General features: G+C 54.9%; 14 protein-coding genes and 2 pseudogenes. 6 read left to right on the forward strand and 10 right to left on the reverse strand.

The features are described from left to right. Window positions 1-93 precede the first annotated feature (93 nt). A pseudogene (locus FHW04_RS20470) lies at window positions 94-660 on the reverse strand (AraC family ligand binding domain-containing protein); the annotation flags it as partial. A 108-nt stretch (window positions 661-768) separates the two neighbouring features. Here FHW04_RS20470 and FHW04_RS20475 point away from each other — a divergent pair. From FHW04_RS20475 to iraP, 3 genes are all read left to right on the forward strand, one after another. Then, window positions 769-1,557, forward strand: a complete 789-nt coding sequence (locus FHW04_RS20475; protein ID WP_089562269.1) for a sulfite exporter TauE/SafE family protein — start codon at window positions 769-771, stop codon at window positions 1,555-1,557. 484 nt (window positions 1,558-2,041) lie between these two features. Then, window positions 2,042-2,347, forward strand: a complete 306-nt coding sequence (locus FHW04_RS20480; protein ID WP_227021983.1) for an alpha/beta fold hydrolase — start codon at window positions 2,042-2,044, stop codon at window positions 2,345-2,347. 571 nt (window positions 2,348-2,918) lie between these two features. Next, entirely contained in the window at window positions 2,919-3,284 is a 366-nt protein-coding gene (iraP, locus tag FHW04_RS20485) for an anti-adapter protein IraP (RefSeq protein ID WP_031377586.1), read from the forward strand. Between the two features lie 516 nt (window positions 3,285-3,800). Here iraP and FHW04_RS20490 read toward each other — a convergent pair. From FHW04_RS20490 to FHW04_RS20505, 4 genes and pseudogenes are all read right to left on the reverse strand, one after another. Further along, window positions 3,801-4,331: a GDYXXLXY domain-containing protein gene (locus FHW04_RS20490; protein WP_031377585.1), complete on the reverse strand. Its 531-nt coding sequence runs from the start codon at window positions 4,329-4,331 to the stop codon at window positions 3,801-3,803. Continuing rightward, window positions 4,324-6,531 carry a DUF4401 domain-containing protein gene (locus FHW04_RS20495; RefSeq protein WP_089562271.1) on the reverse strand — a complete coding sequence of 736 codons (2,208 nt, stop codon included), beginning with the start codon at window positions 6,529-6,531 and terminating at the stop codon, window positions 4,324-4,326. Before FHW04_RS20495 ends, FHW04_RS20490 begins: the two co-directional genes overlap by 8 nt. Further along, window positions 6,528-6,709: pseudogene (locus FHW04_RS20500) on the reverse strand (hypothetical protein); the annotation flags it as partial. The pseudogene FHW04_RS20500 and the gene FHW04_RS20495, both read right to left, overlap by 4 nt. A 19-nt stretch (window positions 6,710-6,728) precedes the next feature. Further along, on the reverse strand, window positions 6,729-7,109 hold the full coding sequence (locus FHW04_RS20505) for a winged helix-turn-helix transcriptional regulator (RefSeq protein ID WP_069729128.1): 381 nt from the start codon (window positions 7,107-7,109) through the stop codon (window positions 6,729-6,731). A gap of 99 nt (window positions 7,110-7,208) precedes the next feature. Between FHW04_RS20505 and FHW04_RS20510 the strand changes: the two genes are divergently transcribed. Further along, window positions 7,209-7,940 carry an SDR family NAD(P)-dependent oxidoreductase gene (locus FHW04_RS20510; RefSeq protein WP_089562272.1) on the forward strand — a complete coding sequence of 244 codons (732 nt, stop codon included), beginning with the start codon at window positions 7,209-7,211 and terminating at the stop codon, window positions 7,938-7,940. 103 nt (window positions 7,941-8,043) lie between these two features. On the opposite strand, the gene FHW04_RS20515 is transcribed toward FHW04_RS20510, so the two are convergent. The 3 genes from FHW04_RS20515 to FHW04_RS20525 all read right to left on the reverse strand — a co-directional run bounded on the left by FHW04_RS20515 (window position 8,044) and on the right by FHW04_RS20525 (window position 10,877). Continuing rightward, window positions 8,044-8,607 carry a TetR/AcrR family transcriptional regulator gene (locus FHW04_RS20515; protein WP_031377583.1) on the reverse strand — a complete coding sequence of 188 codons (564 nt, stop codon included), beginning with the start codon at window positions 8,605-8,607 and terminating at the stop codon, window positions 8,044-8,046. 248 nt (window positions 8,608-8,855) lie between these two features. Further along, entirely contained in the window at window positions 8,856-9,557 is a 702-nt protein-coding gene (locus FHW04_RS20520; protein ID WP_089562273.1) for a glutathione S-transferase family protein, read from the reverse strand. A gap of 423 nt (window positions 9,558-9,980) precedes the next feature. Continuing rightward, window positions 9,981-10,877 (reverse strand): LysR family transcriptional regulator, encoded by an 897-nt coding sequence (locus FHW04_RS20525; protein ID WP_089562274.1) that lies wholly within the window; start codon window positions 10,875-10,877, stop codon window positions 9,981-9,983. A 100-nt stretch (window positions 10,878-10,977) separates the two neighbouring features. Between FHW04_RS20525 and FHW04_RS20530 the strand changes: the two genes are divergently transcribed. After that, a complete protein-coding gene (locus FHW04_RS20530) occupies window positions 10,978-11,808 on the forward strand; it encodes an SDR family oxidoreductase (RefSeq protein ID WP_082097613.1) in 831 nt (276 codons plus the stop codon). A 145-nt stretch (window positions 11,809-11,953) separates the two neighbouring features. On the opposite strand, the gene FHW04_RS20535 is transcribed toward FHW04_RS20530, so the two are convergent. After that, window positions 11,954-15,043: an efflux RND transporter permease subunit gene (locus FHW04_RS20535; RefSeq protein ID WP_046289292.1), complete on the reverse strand. Its 3,090-nt coding sequence runs from the start codon at window positions 15,041-15,043 to the stop codon at window positions 11,954-11,956. Continuing rightward, window positions 15,040-16,149 (reverse strand): efflux RND transporter periplasmic adaptor subunit, encoded by a 1,110-nt coding sequence (locus FHW04_RS20540; protein WP_089562275.1) that lies wholly within the window; start codon window positions 16,147-16,149, stop codon window positions 15,040-15,042. Before FHW04_RS20540 ends, FHW04_RS20535 begins: the two co-directional genes overlap by 4 nt. Window positions 16,150-16,397: 248 nt before the next feature. On the opposite strand from FHW04_RS20540, the gene FHW04_RS20545 reads away from it, so the two are divergent. After that, a complete protein-coding gene (locus tag FHW04_RS20545) occupies window positions 16,398-16,739 on the forward strand; it encodes a hypothetical protein (RefSeq protein WP_089562276.1) in 342 nt (113 codons plus the stop codon). Window positions 16,740-16,794: the final 55 nt, after the last annotated feature.

Raw genomic sequence — 16,794 nt, forward strand, 5'->3', positions numbered from 1 at the left:
TAGCTGAACAGGAGGGACAGCTGATAGAAACAGAAGCCACTGGAGCACCTCAAAAACACCATCATACACTAAATCAGTAAGTTGGCAGCATCACCGAAAGGTGCTGTTGCTCATAAACAACGTACTGGCCCAGCGCTCAGCAGGGTCATGGATAGACGGGGCGGATAAAAACGCCTGACAGAGCGTCAGCAGAGCCGGATGCTGCGGCAGCGGAATATCAAATTCGCGAACCGGCATTGCTGCCAGTTCCAGTATTATCAAATCTACCAGCGCCCGATCGCGTGCGCTGTCGTATCGCGGTGGCAAATCTACGGCTTCAAGCAATAACTGACGTAGCAATGGCGATACGCTGATAACTTCACAGCGATGGTGTTTAATCAAACCCGTCACAAATGCTGGTTCAATATACAAGCTGCGCGTGGTTACGCCCACAAACCTGACGGCGTGCGGGGTTTCGGAGGGGATCCATACTGCATGTTGTGGGGGAACAACCCACTCTCCGTCACAGGTTGAGACATACATCAGGCCCGTGGCGCCATACAGCAGCTGCGCACGACGATGCTGATGTTGTGGCAGTATAAATCCCTGCACATAGTCATTGCCTAAGGCCACTACTTCACGGTCAAGCTGATCAATATCGTCAATTTTTACGTTACGCACATTTGCCTCCGTATGAACGATTCGCAAGCGTAATTGAGCGCAGCGCAAATGGGAAGCAGGGCGCCTGCGGTATAAGCTACTGACTCATTTTCAGGTCAGGACCTTCTCTTGAACGATATCGTAATAATTGCACTGGCAGGCTTAACTACCGGTATCACCACGGTACTTTTTGGCTTTGGCGGCGGTTTTGTCGTAGTGCCCTTTGTTTATCAGTTGCTGCGGCGGCAGCCTGAACTGACAGGGAACGCTATGCATATTGCTGTTGCCACCTCAACGGCGGTGATGGTATTTAACGCGGGCTGGGTCAGCTATCAGAACTGGCGGGCCGGCAAGCTGTCGTCGCGGATTTTGTTGCCGTTGTTATGGTTTATCGCCATTGGTGCTTTTGTCGGTTCCTGGCTGGCAGGCATGTTGAGTGAGGGCTTTGTTCGCACGCTTTTTATCCTTTATATGCTCGTAACAATGGGTGATTGTCTGCTGCGTAAAGGATTCTTCAGCAATAGTGCACCCCGTCAACTGTCATCTTTTAGGGTAACAGGCGGCGGAATCACGATCGGTATGATAGCCGCATTACTGGGCGTGGGCGGCAGTGTTATGACAGTGCCGCTGTTGCGGCGACACGGGTATGCAATGCCTGAGTGCATCAGCGCAGCTAACCTGCTCTCGCTACCGGTGGCGATATGCGGTGCGGTGACCTATACGATAAGCGGCTGGCACAAAATTCCGGCAGCCGGCTTTCTGGGTTTTATCAGCCTGAAAATACTGGGGGTGCTGATACTGACGGGCTGGGCCGGCATTGTTTTTAGTCGCAGGATTATTCCTGCGGTACCGGATATCTGGCATGCGCGAATCTATGTATTGCTGCTGTGCCTGGTGCTTGTGGCTATGCTGCTTTAGGGAAACCAATACATTTCGTCTTCTGGTGTGATTAAGGGCAGCTCCATACGAATGTCCGCTTCTGGCACCAGGCGGACCTCCGCCATGGTTTTTTGGCCTGTGACAGATACCCTGCCGCGTCAATATGAGCGTCATTAATCTTGTGTGTCAGAAATAAAATAGGTCAGCAAGTAAGAGCGGCTTTATCTTAAGCCTTTGGTTACAAGTCCCTTTTTAATGGCTTGTTCTGCATTGTAGATTTTACGCCCAGACTCTGATGAAGTTATTTCACTCGGTTCCTTAGGCGTAAGGGTGGTACATGATGCATAAATTTTCCTCAGGAGTCCGTTATAGCCTTCATCCTCCTGCAGAATTCTTCTTGCCTGATCGGGTTTAATAAAATCTGCTTTCATTCATAGCAGCGGCTGGATTACTTAACGTTCCGGATAAGCGATCTACCTGGACTGGTTCTTTAACCGTAAAGCGACCAGTCCGCACCGGATAGATGCGGCGGCGCGCGCTGAATATCTGCGCCTTTATCAGCAGCCCGGCGCGCTGCGGGCCGGGCTGGCTTACTACCGGGCGGTTGAGCAGTCGGCCGGCCAGTCAGAATCACCAGCGCGCGCAGGCCGGAAAGCTGCCGCTGCTGGCGGTCAGTGCCGAACAGGGTTCAATACCGGATATGGCGACCTCGCTGCGTACAGTGGCTGAGCAGGTCAGCGGTGCGGTTATCCTGAACTGCGGTCATTTTATTCCCGATGAGCAGCCGGAAAAATTAGTGGAAATATTAACGGGTTTCTTAACTCATTGATCCGATAAGCGGCTAACCATGGCAGTGTGCCTGCCGTATCGCCCCAGGCCGCCAGCGGCAGGCTGGCGGCGTTAAGCGGGACTGCTGATATTCTGAGGCTGATTAAACAGGCTCAGGGTCGGTCCGGTTTTGAGCTGTTTTCTTCAGCCAGAAAATCTTTCTCATCAGCCCGGCAGAGGACGAAAATTCTGTTCTCCTTCAATAAATCGCTGCTGACGTAAATGTGCTTGTCAATTAACGCTAACCTGCCATGCTGGGCCCTCTTTTACCGGGGATGATCCTAATGTGTATTCATGAGGTTCGCTAAATTTCGCTGCCCGTTCTGCGGTGACAGGAAGTTTACCTATTCTCTCCTGTCTGACATGAAGAAAGGTGCTCACGGAGCAGTCTGTTTTGGATGCGGCAGGCCGGTAACCGTGGCAAATTTTCAGAGGCTTACGCTGGTCAAAAAATAGCGTAATCCGACAGAGGTTTTGTTAATTATTTTCAGCCAGTGAACCAGTGAAAATGGTTAATCAGCGTTTCCTCAACCTGATTAACTGCCAAATATAGGTTTTATAGAGTATTTCCCATGAAAAACGTTGTGTTAAGCATGCTTGCCAAAATCTCTAAAATTGATGCGGCAACCAAACAGTTAACTGCCCGCGTCGAGGCTCAATCGCTTCTGATCAGCGCGCTGGTGCTTGCAGTGAGTAAGCAGGGCGGTGTGACTGAAATGATGGAAAGCGCCGGAAAGGCCATCAATACGATTATTGAGTCCGTGGATACCGATGAGGTGCTGAAATCGGATGCGGCCATTCTGCTGCACGAACTGCAGGACTTACTCATGATGGCCCGGACTGTTGATGGTGCCGCGGCTGAAATCGATCAGGATGGGCTTTCTGACATCACCGGCGTTTCTGCCGCAGAGGATGTGCAGCGTAAAAACGAGCAGTAGCCGGATACCTGCCGGGCTAACCGCCGCTTATTACTCCCGCAATCTCTGTACCAACGACTATCAACGTTTCCCGGGGAGATGCCCCGGGAAACGAACCCGCGTAGTGTGCACGCCATTAAGCATTACGACGGTTACGTACTTTACCGTGCCACATCCGGTAGCAGGCAACCTGGGTAAGCAGACAGAACCTGCTGCGCGGTAGCGTATCAACAGGTTGCTGCACCAACCATAATCTGCCTGTGCTACTCCGCTTCCGTCCCGACCGCTTTACTCACCCGATTGGCCGTTGCCCGCTTATAACACCTCTCCGGCCGGTTTAACTCAGCAGATCGCATTGGCAACTGATGCCGGAACGTTCAGCATCTTAGTAAATATCAGCGCTAAGGCGATGACCGATAACCGGTTCCACAGACCAGCAAGAGCCTCGTGGCGATCCGTGACGGGCATCATGGCAGGAAGAATCTTAAAGCCGCCTGTCAGAGTATTTTTTGGCAGGCCAGTAAGCGTCTGGCATAGTTAAGGCTGAATCGCTTTACCCTGCTCATCAAGCAGATCGGTCAGGAGTGCCGTGCCATCGCTCCCGACGCGGAACGCCCCGTAACGTGCCTGCGCGAAACGCTCGCCATGGCCTTCCTGAAAGAACCAGGCGTTGGTGCCGACGGTCAGCGAGCCAGAATGTTGATGGTATTTCACCCGTAGCTGATTCGCCTGCAGAGGCTCACCGTGATCAAACCGGGCCTGAGTCGCATGACGCTGCGCATCGAGGTCAACAATCAGCGTCCCGCTGGTGGGCAGGCAGGGCGCTGACAGGGTCGCGCCGCAGGTCTCAGCCTGCTGATACAACCTCAGTTCCAGAGGTCGGGTCAGGGCATAATTCAGCGCCATGTAATCACCCTGCATCAGGGATCGCGGGTCAACCGGCGCAAGGGGTAAAATCATGACCGCGCCCTGTTTCAGCACCTGCTCTTTTTGCCAGATGCTGACATTGACGGCCACCAGCGCCAGCGCTATCACTGCGCCTGCCAGCCATCGGCTCTGTTTACGCATTCTCACTGGCACCTCCGATTGGTGCGGGTAACACTTTTTTGACTCCCCATACCAGCCCCAGTAAAACCAGACCACCGACCATCAGCAGCAGGGATTTCTGCAGCAGAGTAACCGCCAGGAAGTAATACCAGCCAATGACATACAGCACCATGAAACCGCCACTGACCACCAGTAATCCCTGACTTCCCTGATAACGCGCCATCAGAATAAACCACAGGCCCAGTCCAATACCCGGTGCATAGAGGGCGACAGCCCCGCAGATCAGGGCGGCGGGCAGTGTGATAATCGAAAACAGCGACTGGCCATTCCTTTTCTGACTGAGTGCACTCAGCACTAAGCCTGCCGCGATCCCTGTGCCTGTCGCAGACTGAAGCGTAGTCAACTGCGCAGTTGACCAGATGAAATCCGTGAGATACGCCGCGTTTATCCCGAGGAAACTCAGCAACATCAGACCAGCCGGGATGCCATACAGCAGGGGATGTACCGCGTCAGCATACGGCCCTGCCTGTAACCTCAGCTGATGACTGACGATCCACAGCCACCAACACGTTATCGCCGCCACCACTCCGCAAACAGCAAGGCGGCCAGCCGTCGGCGACAGGGACAGCCGGGCCAGAGAATGGCCCGCCAGCACCAGAAAAAAGGTCAGGGCAGTGATGGCCATAAATCGATAAGTGCGGTCGGGCATAACCACCGCCATCGCGGCCAGGATCGGCACTGCACACAGTGAACTGAGCATAAGGAAGCTGACGTCATTGCTGTGGATTTGCAGCAGAACGCCGGATATCAGCCCGCAGGTCGCCGCAATTGCCCATGCCAGCCCGAGGTGATGTTTACCGTCACGCTGACTGCGCAGCAGGCCGCGCGCAATGACGGCGAGCAGCAGTGAAGGAAGAATAAGGGTGGCGGCATTCGGTTGGTCGAGTAAGTCAGCGGTATAGAGCAGCAGTATCAGCAGTAACAGAATGAGGATCGCTGCGATCCAGCCACCGACGCTTAGCGCCAGCCTCAGATACCAGGGCAGGTCGGAGGCGAGATCGCGTTGCTGAATTTCTTCAATCTGCGAGGCGCTTAGCAAACCCTGCTGACGCAACGTGTCTGTCAGTAAGGTCAGCCTGGCCGGAACCCGATCGATCGGCTCCTTTTCAACCATTTTGCGTTGCCACTTCAGCAGGATAGAGCCATTTACCGCCAGCCAGAATGCCATCAGGGCACCGGTCAAAAACAGATCGCCCGTATCGTAGGCGTAAAGAAATAACCGCATGATTAGCGCACAACCAACAACAGTCAGACTGGCGATGCCCAGCGTCAGCATGCAGAGATCCTGATAGCGGTAACGGTACAGGTAATAACCTGCCAGCAGGGTGATCGCCCAGCCGACCGTGATGTAAGTAAAGTGGTTGTTACCGTCCCAGTCAGAAATGTTCCCGGCCACGATGGTGGTCAGCAGCAGCAGTAAAAATCCAGCCATCATCCGTGAGAACCAGCGGCTTGCCAGCCAGCTCTCAGGATGATGCGTTATCGCCCGCCAGGCCAGCGCTTCCCTGATAATCAGGCAGGCGGCCAGCAGCGCCAGATATCCGTGAAGCACCGCCGACGGGAGTCGGGTGAAGCTGTCAGACACGGCGAGATCCAGTAGTGAGGTCGGCATCGTGGTGTAATAGAGCTGGAACGCCAGGTTAGCGACCAGCCAGCTGCAAAACCACAGGCTGTTTTGCCGGGCAATCAGCGCCAGCGGCAGAAGAACGTATAGCCAGGCCCGGAATAGCTCCCAGCTGTCAGCCCCGGTCTGATAAATCTGCCCATAAAGCGCAAACAGGGCGCCGAAACTTAACCCTGCTGCCAGCAATGCGCTGCGTGCCAGCGTGCTGTACCAGCGCCACCAGACCACCACCGCCAGCGCGACGATCAGCAGTTCGGCCAGGGCAAATTTCGCCATCTTCGGCAGCCACGCCCAGTTCCAGGCAATAAAGAACACCGATCCGGCAACCAGTGACAGTAATCCCAGACAGCAAAGAACCGGGATAAGAAACTGACGCCATTGAGTATCTGACGGTCTGATACCACAAAAAGCATAGATACGCTGGCAGGTCTCCGGGGTCAGGCTTCCTCTTTTCACCAGGCGTGCAGTCTGACGGCAAAGATACTCTGCCGTGCGTGACGGCATACCGGTTATGCCCTCGGGTGCAATCTCCCTCATACTTTCCCTGCCTCTGTTTGCGGAGTTACTTTTAATGTTAACGACGGGTCTTCCCTGCGATCAATCCGCGTGTCGGTGAGTAACACTCTGCTGAGCGGCAGAGCCGCGGATAAGTTTGCTGAATAAATGTAATCATCTTTTCGCGGACATAACAGCGTCAGTCAAAGGCGACTGGTGAACCCGGATCGCAGGATGATTCAGCAAACCTCTTCTGCATGCCGGGAATCATACCGCAACTGAGCCTGCTCCATTTCCGCACCATGTTTTAGCGCCCATCCATACAGCGCACTAAAAGGCTCCTGAAGCGTCTGTGCCAGTGATGTAAGACTGTACTCCACACTCACCGGCGAAGTCGGCAGTACCTTTCGATGCACCAATCCATTGCGCTCAAGCCGCTTAAGCGCATCAGACAAGGCTTTGTGCGTAATCCCATCCAGTCGGCGGCGAAGTTCATTGAAGCGCACGGGTTCACTACAAAGTACGGTGAGAATTAAAATTGACCATTTATTGGTGATGTTCTCCAGCACCGGTCGGGTTTTTCCTATTTCTGTCAGATCATTACTCTCAATTTGAGCCATAGCGATATATTCCTCGATACCTGATATAAACAAAGTGCGTAATTGTTATTAAGTATAAAAATTATATCATCTGTTTTCCATCCCGACAGGAGTGAGCAGATGCGTAGATTAGAGAATAAAGTTGCCCTGATACTCGGCGGAGCAAAAGGCATTGGTCTGGCTATCAGCCAGCGATTTGCCAGTGAAGGTGCAACGACCTGGCTGACCTCGCGCCGAAATGAGGAGTTAGCAGCAGCCAGCCACACCATAAAGGGCACCGCCAGGCCCGTTCGTGCTGATGTCAGCCAGATAAGCGAACTGACGCGGATAGTTGATGTAATCAGGGCAGAGTCTGGCCAGATAGATGTGCTGGTCATCAATGCCGGAATGGCAGAATACTCGACGATTGATGACGTCACCCCGGCACATTTTGATGCTATTTTCGGCCTGAATGTGCGCTCACCACTTTTTGCTATGCAGGCAGCACTTCCCCTGATGAAGAAGGGCGCGAGCGTCGTTTTGATCGGGTCGATTGCCGATGTGATTGGCACGCCGGGATATGGCGTATATGGCGCCAGTAAAGCAGCACTTCGTTCTTTTGCCCGCACATGGACAAAAGAACTCTCCGCCCGTGGCATTCGAATAAATGTTGTCGCCCCTGGCCCCATCGATACGGAAATGATGCTTGCGGCCTCTGAAGAGCTACGTAATGGGATAATCAGCACCATTCCGTTATCAAGAATGGGCAGGCCTGAAGAAGTTGCCAGTGCTGCACTATTCCTCGCAAGCGATGAAAGCAGTTATATAGCCGGAGCAGAAATCTGTGTGGATGGTGGGATGACGCAAGTCTGATCAATGATGTTCAGTTTTACTAACACCAGAGAAAGGCTGAATGAGAAACGAACCGGGCTATTACCCGGTTTTATCTTTCGCCAAAGCGGGTCGCTGTCAGTGGCTATGCAGGCAGAGGTCCTGATGCGCGGTATGAATCGACCAGGGCATCGAAAAGCGAGATATCCGAGCGACTTCTGGCAAAAAGCTGGGCACCCACAATAGCGGCGAAAATTGCACGTGCTCTGGATTCACTCTCACTTGATTCGCACACCTTCGCAGCCACCAGAAGCTTACTGAGCCACGCAATGTTTACTTCAGCAAATTTCTGGATTTCATTGGTCATTTCAACCGGCAAAGTATCTGTTTCAGCGCCCATGAAACTGCCCAGGCAGAGACGATTGTCGGCCTCAAGCGATCTGCGGAAGATTTCAGGAAAGCGACGCAGCGCGTCAATCGGAGATGGGCTTTCTGATTCGATCATCTCGAGTGCGAGCGCACCGTCCTCCCAATAGCGTCTGGCAACGGCAATACCCAGATCGGCTTTGCTGGGAAAATGGTAGTAAATACTCGCCGCTTTGATACCAACAGCTTCCGCGAGGTCGCGGAAATTCAAACCATTGTAGCCCTGCGATTGGGCAATTTTTTTAGCCGCCAACAAAATGGCTTCCTTAGAATTGACGCTCATCTTTGTGCCTTTCGTCCAGGGACGATCTGTTCAATAAAGAAGGCTATTTTACAGCAAATACCTACCGTGTGACAGGTAGATTATCAGGCAGAGCACGGCGTTCAATACGACCAGGGTGCTCAGGCAGAAGCCGTTCCATCATGGTTCAGAAAGCGGCATCGCCAGCCGATACTAGCGGGACCACTACGGTCACCGGGAAAGTTAAAGGATGGCGATCCCGGCGTACCGGCGTTTTCATTGAGAAGCTATTACCGGGCTGGCGAATCCAGCTCAGGAATGCCGCTGCTGCGATCGGCGTAGGCTGCCTGGAAAGCAGGACGTTTTGTCCAGCGCTGCCAGTACGCATCCAGGAACTCAAAACGCTCGTCCAGTGGTGTGGCATTGACCGGGAATTTCGAGAAGGCGATGGCGGTTGCCAGCGTAATGTCCGAGAAGGTCGGGGCATCGCCGCCGAGCAGCCATTCGCGGCCGTCTGACAGATGACGATTGACCAGGGCGGCGTGCGCCAGCGCTTCCTTACGGCAGTGTTCGCCCCAGGCCTCATTTTTGGTCAGTTCCAGCTTGAAGCCGAGTCCGGTGTGCAGCACATGGAACGCGGTTACGATACGGTACAGGATGTGCACCCAAATCCGGTTATCCCACATGTTATCCAGACCCTGTTCCAGTGCGGTCTCTCCCATGATCTTGCGACCGGGATACGCCTGATCAAGATAACGAACGATGGCAGCCGTTTCGGAGATGTAGCTACCGTCAGCCAGTTGCAGAGTAGGCGTTTCGCCCCACGTATTCATATTCAAATGACGCCAGCCACGCTGTTCTCCGACAGGAGACATGTCATAGATGGTCTCGGCAAAATGGTCAGCGATGCCTTTTTCGTGCATGAACAGACGCAGACGCTGTGGATTCGGAAAGGCTGAAGGCGAAGTGAAAAGCTGAAGTTTAGTTGTCATGGTCATGATCCTTAAAGTTGGGGGCTGAGTTATCTAACTAACGTTAGGTAGATAAACCTTAGCGGGTGATTCGATAGGCGTCAACACCTATCTAACACTTGTTAGGTAAATATTTTTTGTGCCGTCCCGGTTGATACGCTATTTCAGCGTCTGCCTGGCTGAAGGCAGGGGCAGAATGACGCCAGACGGTCGAACGAAGATGAATGACGGGTAAGGTCGAATGCAAACGGGTAGTCAGATAGGTGGCATGACGTGAAGTTAACGCGATAGCTGATACTGACTATGCGATGCCGCAGAGGTATCGGAGTGGGTGAGGTAGCGTCGGTTTAAAGCGGACGATGGGTCTGAACCGCTCGGTGTACGCTTAGCGTTAATCCGTAACCCGTTTTAACGGGTACGCTGGCCGAATCAGCTGAGTTAATTTCAGGCACGCATCGCTGCTTTTAGCGTGTCAACGAACAGTCGCAATGCGACAGGCATGTGGCGATTTTGCGGAAAGTAGAGTGCAATACCCTGAGACGCAATCGTCCACTCTTCCAGTAACGTAACCAGCCGCTTAGTGTCGAGACCCTGCCGGGCGTAGGGCTCTGGCACATAGGCCACACCTAACCCTGCGACAGCGGCTTCCACCATTAAAGCGCTGCTGTCGAGGGTCAGGCTGCCCGGCACATCCAGCGCAAACTGTTGCTCGTGCTGCTGATATTCCCAGTGATAACGTTTGCCGCCAGGCAGACGCTGGCGCAGACAGGTATGTTGCATAATGTCCTGCGGGTGGCGAATGTCAGGTCGTCCTGCCAGGTAACCGGGCGATGCTACGGTAACGAAACGCAGCGGCCCGCTCAGAGGAATGGCAACCATGTCTTTAGGCACATCTTCAATCAGCCGGATGCCCGCATCAAATCCTTGCGCCACGATATCCACCAGTTGACCTTGTGCAACTAAATCAATTTCGATTCCCGGCTTTTGCTGGATAAATGCTGGCAATACCGATTCCAGCAGAAGGCTGATTGCCGCATCGCTGGCGCTGATGCGCAACGTGCCGTAAGGCTGCTGACCGCTGGCGGTGACGTCATTCAGCAGTTCATCCATTTCCGCCAGTAACGGTGCCAGACGCGCAATCAGCATTTCACCCGCTTCGGTCAGCGCAACGCTACGTGTTGTGCGATGGAACAACTGCACGCCAAGTGTTGCCTCCAGCCCTTTAATGGTATGGCTGAGCGTTGAACGTTTAAGTCCGAGCACGTCAGCAGCGCGACTAAAGCTGCGCTGTGCGGCAATGACTTTCACCGCCTGCAGTTCGTTCCAGGAAGGACGCTTCATTGTTGGATATTTCCCACCACCCCATTCTGATTTGCGGAGATTATGCCACCAATAAACCGGTTTATGCTGTTATCCGGCTTACTAAACGGAGATGACCATAATGAAAACCTGGCTAATAACCGGCGCATCCAGCGGCCTGGGTCGCCTGATGTGTCAAAGCCTGCTGGACCGTGGCGATCGGGTGGTGGCAAGCGTCCGGCGTGAAGCAGCATTAGAAGATATGCGGGTGCAATACGGCGATAATTTGCAGGTGATGGTGCTGGATATCAGCAATACAGCAGCGATTAAGCCCGCGGTTGACGCTGCGTTCGCCTGGGCGGGGCAGATTGATATTGTGGTAAGCAACGCGGCGTACGGCCTGTTTGGCGCAGCCGAAGAGCTGAGCGATAAGCAAATTGAGCGCCAGATTGCCACCAATCTCATGGGTTCGATTCAGCTTATCCGCGCGGCGATTCCATTTTTGCGGCAGCAGGGCGGCGGGCGCATCGTGCAGTTGTCTTCGGAAGGCGGCCAGATCGCCTACCCTGATTTCAGTTTGTATCACGCCACTAAATGGGGAATCGAAGGTTTTGTTGAAGCGGTCCGGCAGGAAGTGGCGGCGTTCGGCATCGACTTTTTGCTGGTAGAGCCGGGGCCGACGGCAACGCAGTTCGGTGCGGGACTGGATATTGCTGATGCCCTGCCGGCTTATCGCAATACGCCGGCGGGCGAACTGCGATCGGCACTGCTATCGGGAGAGTTTGCGGTTAAAGGTGATGCTGAAAGATGCGTGACAGCAATAATAGCCGCAGCAGATGCGGCCAGCCCCCCATTACGTCTGCCGCTGGGCAGCACAGCCTATGACCATATTGAAGCCGCATTAAAAACGCGTCTGAACGCGCTGCAGGCAATGAAAGCTGTGGCATATGGCGCAGATCGCAGGGAAATGTAGGTAACTGAACGGGCGCAACGTCTGGCTAATGGGCGAACCTGTCACCGGGATAAAACCTCTCGGCGTAAGGTAAACCTCTTTATCCCATTCGATGGGGTAAAGGCCGTGATCGCTTATTCAGGGATCACGGCGACTTTCACAACCGTCAGGTCAGGGCTTTTTCATCAGCAGACCGCGGTTTTTCAGGGCGGATCCTGAACCAGATCGCGTACATCGCGGGCAGGAACACCAGCGTAATAACGGTGCCGCCCAACGTACCGCCAATCAGGGTATATGCCAGCGTTCCCCAGAACACCGAATGCGTCAGCGGAATAAATGCCAGAATGGCGGCCATTGCCGTCAGCAACACCGGACGGGCACGTTGTACCGTTGCCTCTACCACCGCATCAAAAGGCGCGAGTCCTTGCTGCTCATTGTGGTGAATCTGGCCTATCAGAATCAGGGTGTTACGCATCAGGATGCCCGACAGCGCAATCAGCCCGACCAGTGCATTGATGCCAAACGGCTGGTTAAACAGCAGTAACGTGGGCACGACGCCAATCAGTCCCAGTGGCGCGGTAAGAAAGACCATCACCATCGCTGACATCGACCGCACCTGCAGAATAATAATCAGCAGCGTCATGGCGATCATAATCGGGAACAGCGGTGCCATCGCTTTTGTCGCTTTACCGGATTCTTCTATCGCTCCCGCCTGCTCAATGCGGTATCCAGCCGGAAGATTGTCGATAACCGGCTGCAATTGTTTGAGCATGGCGGTGGAGACATCCGGCGGTTGCAGATGCTCAGCAATATCACCACGTACCGTAATGGTCGGGGTACGATCGCGACGACGCAGAATCGGATCTTCCATGCGGACGCTGACTTCCCCTATCTGTGACAGCGGAATACGCTGACCGGATGAGCCGACCAGGGTAAAGCCCGCTATTTTGGCCGGATCAAGCCGGATGTCGCCTGCCGCGCGTCCCATAACCTGCACTGAACGGATGTCTTCACGCACCGATGTGATCGGTACGCCTGAAAGCAGGAACTGAAGCTGCTGTGCCACCGCATTGGATGTCAGCCCCACGGCCTGCAGCCGATCCTGATTGAGCGTGAAATGCAGCGTTGGCACCCGCGGGCCCCAGTCGGTATTGACGGTTCTCATCATCGGGCTGGCCTGCATCACGGCCTCCACCTTGTCAGCAATCGCGCGCAGCGTGGTCGGGTCCGGACCCATGACGCGATAGGCCACCGGATAAGGCGAGTAAGGGCCAAACACCAGTTGTGTCACCCGGACGCGTGCCTCTGGTGCCAGCCCGTGAGCCGCCGCTTCTCGCAGCCGGAACTTCAGTGCCTCACGTGCCGCCTGACTGTCCGTCAGCACAACAATTTTGGCAAACGACGGGTCGGGGAGTTCCGGTGCCATGGCCAGATAAAAACGCGGTGACCCCTGGCCGATATAGGCGGTGACGATTTTTGCCTCTTTCTGCTGCTGAAGCCACGCTTCGACTTTTGCCGTCGTGGCGCTGGTCTCCTCAATCGAGGTGCCATAAGGCATCTGGACTTCTACCAGCACTTCCGGGCGGTCAGAGGTAGGAAAAAATTGTTTTTTAACCAGTCCCATCCCGAGAACAGCGACCGTAAAAATGGCAATAACCGATCCGGCTACCCACCATTTTCTCGCGATGACGCGGGACAGAACGCGCCGGAAGCGATTGTAATGACGGGTGTTGTAAATGGCAGCATGTCCTCCCGCCACGGTTTTGATTTCCGGCAGCATTTTCACGCCCAGGTAAGGCGTAAAGACCACCGCGACCACCCATGAGGCGATCAGGGCGATGCCCACTATCCAGAACATGTTGCTGGTATATTCGCCGGCGGTGGACTGTGCAAACCCGTTGGGCATGAAGCCAACGGCCGTAACCAGCGTACCCGCCAGCATCGGCGCAGCCGTGTGGCTCCAGGCATAGGCGGACGCTTTGATACGGTCGTAGCCTTCCTCCATTTTCACCACCATCATTTCTATGGCGATAATGGCGTCATCCACCAGCAAACCCAGCGCCAGGATCAGAGAACCCAGCGTGATACGGTCAAAGTTCTTACCGGAAGCCTCCATCACCACAAAAACGACAGCCAGCGTCAGTGGCACGGCGGCGGCAACGACGACGCCCACCCGCCAGCCCATACTGATGAAGCAGACCACCATCACCACCAGCAGCGCGACAAAGAATTTGACCATGAACTCATCAACGGCGGAACTGATGTTCACGGACTGATCGGTGACTTTGGTCAGCGTCATGCCCAGTGGCATACCCTGATTGATTCTGGCCGTTTCCGCATCCAGCGCCTTACCCAGATCCAGCCCGTTCCAGCCCTCACGCATGATGACGCCTAGCAAAAGGGCCGGTTCTCCCTGATTACGTACCATAAAGGTCGCTGGATCTTCATAGCCTCGTTCAACCGTTGCCACGTCCGAAAGCCGCAACGTTCTGCCCTGGACCACAACAGGCGTTTGGCGGATTTTCTCCAGTTTGTCGAAGGCGCCATCCAGACGAACGAACACCTGAGGTCCGTGAGTATCAATCGAACCGGCAGGGGTCAGAACGTTCTGGCTGTTTAGTGCGGAGAAGATATCCTGCGGAGAGATACCGAGCGTGGCCAGCCGGTCATGTGAGAAGGAGACAAAAATCCGCTCACTCTGCTCACCGATAATGTTGACCTTTTTCACGCCGGGCACATGCAAAAGCTGCTGGCGCAACGACTCTGCATCGCGCGCCAGCACGCGCTGTGGTTCTCCCTTCGCCTTAAGCGCAAACAGGGCAAAAGTCACATCAGAGAACTCGTCATTTATCATCGGCCCGATCACGCCCGCCGGCAGATTTTTGGCTTCATCACCCAGCTTTTTACGCGCCTGGTAGAATTCCTCCTGTACTTCTGCAGGCGGCGTGCTGTCCTGCAGTGACAGCATGGTAAAAGCCAGGCCGGGACGGGTATAAGTCTCACTGCGGTCATACCACTTAAGCTCCTGCAGCCGCTTCTCAAGCGGCTCGGCAACCTGATCCTGCATCTCGCGGGCGGTTGCACCCGGCCAGGCAGAGATAATGGTCATCTGCTTGACGGTAAAAGGCGGGTCTTCAGCCCGGCCAAGTTCGAAGAAAGAGAGAATACCGGCGACGGTAATCAGAATGATCAGGAACAGGGTGATTGAGCGCTCGCGGACCGCCAGTGCTGAAAGGTTGAAGCGGCCGCTGCTCATGGCTGGCTCCCGGCAGCACTGACGCTGCTCTGAGGGGCGATCCGTACCGCTTCACCGTCATGCAGCAGATGCGCACCCAGCGCCACCACCTGATCGCCCGGCTTGATCCCACCGGTTACGCTGGCGGCATCGTCCCCCAGCCCGACCACCTGGACGGATCGCCAGGTGACGTTGGCCGGCTTGCCTGAAATAACCCAGACGCCAGCCCCTTTGCCGGGATCATAAATCGCCGCTAACGGCACCTGCAGGCGCTGACCGGGTGTTTTATCTTCTGCTATATGCAGCGTAACGGTGGCACCGAGCGGTGCGCTGGCCAGTGCGCCTTCAAGCACATATCTGGCTTCGAAAGTGCGCGTCACCGGATCGGCGGCATCGGAGAGGAGACGCAGCTTGGCGGTAACAGACTGTTTTGCGCCACCGTACAGTTTAGCCTGCGCCTCGCTGCCGATTGCCGGCCGCAGCGTCTCAGGCAGCTGCACGACGGCTTCACGCTGTCCCGCTCTGGCCAGCCTGATGACTGGCTGGCCTGCCGCAACCACCTGGCCGGGTTCGGCCAGCGTTTCCATCACCACACCGTCGGCATCCGCCAGCAGCACGGCATATCCGGTCGCATTCCGGGCGAGATTGGCCTGCGCCTGTGCCGCGCTGAGTTCGGCTCTGGCCGAATCCGCGGCGGCCTTTATCTGGTCGTAGGCTGACGCAGAAACAGCTCCTGTAGCGACCAGTCCCCGATAACGAGCCTCATCAGCCGTAGCCTGTCGGGCACGCGCCCGCGCAGCGGTAACAGCCTGCGTCTGCGCCTGTGCCTGGAGGCTCAGGTCAACCGGATCCAGACGCATTAATGGCTGACCGCGCTTAACGGTCTGGCCGGTATCAACCAGACGCTCAAGAATTTTGCCCTCTACCCGGAAGCCGAGGTCGCTTTGTGTGCGTGCAACAACAACGCCAGTGAAGGCGCGCGAGGTATCGGCAGCACTCACTACGGTGGCCGCTCTGACCAGAGGAGGTTGAGTCCGCGGATCGTCGGTGCCGGACGGGTCGCCGCAGGCTGCCAGGGCCAGCGGCAACAGGCAGACAGCAAGGGCGGCAGGTTTGAACCTGAGCATAGGTTACCTTATTCATTCATCAGCAGAGTAACCGCATTCTCAGACCAGTGACTAATAATGTCAATAGTCACAACCTCAGGGCAAACCGTGTTTCTGCATCAGGATGATTACCGCACCGCTGAACCATTCGTGAAGTAAAGCGTCGCGTATCAGGTCATTGCTGCAACCGCATCCCAACGTAGCGAGATTGACAACCAGTGACCATTTAATAATGTGGTCGCAATTCAGTATCGACTCAGGAGCTCTCCATGTTCGCCTCACCAACCCTCGCACTGATGGTCAGCGCCAGCCTGCAGGGCGGTTGCGCTGTCAGGGCCGATCGGGATTCGATAGCGGATAGGGTGACACCACTTCGTACAGTGGCTAAGCAGGTCAGCGCTGAAGCTCTGCTCAACTGCGGGGTTTTATTACTGATGAACAGCCGGGAAATGAGCGGAAATAGTAATGACTCTTTTAATTTAGCTGAATCACTAAGCGACTTTCTGCTGCCGATAAGTAGTGAAAGTAATTTCATCTGGCGGATTATTAATATTATTGCTGATCCGCCCGCTTCTCATTCAATCTTCCTATGGTTATTCCTATCTCATTGATTTTAAACCGGCTTCGGCCGGCTTTTGCGCGTTGCTTTCTGCGCCATGCTGTGAA

The sequence above is a fragment of the Pantoea sp. AN62 genome, assembly GCF_050432985.1.
Taxonomy (GTDB): domain Bacteria; phylum Pseudomonadota; class Gammaproteobacteria; order Enterobacterales; family Enterobacteriaceae; genus Pantoea; species Pantoea brenneri.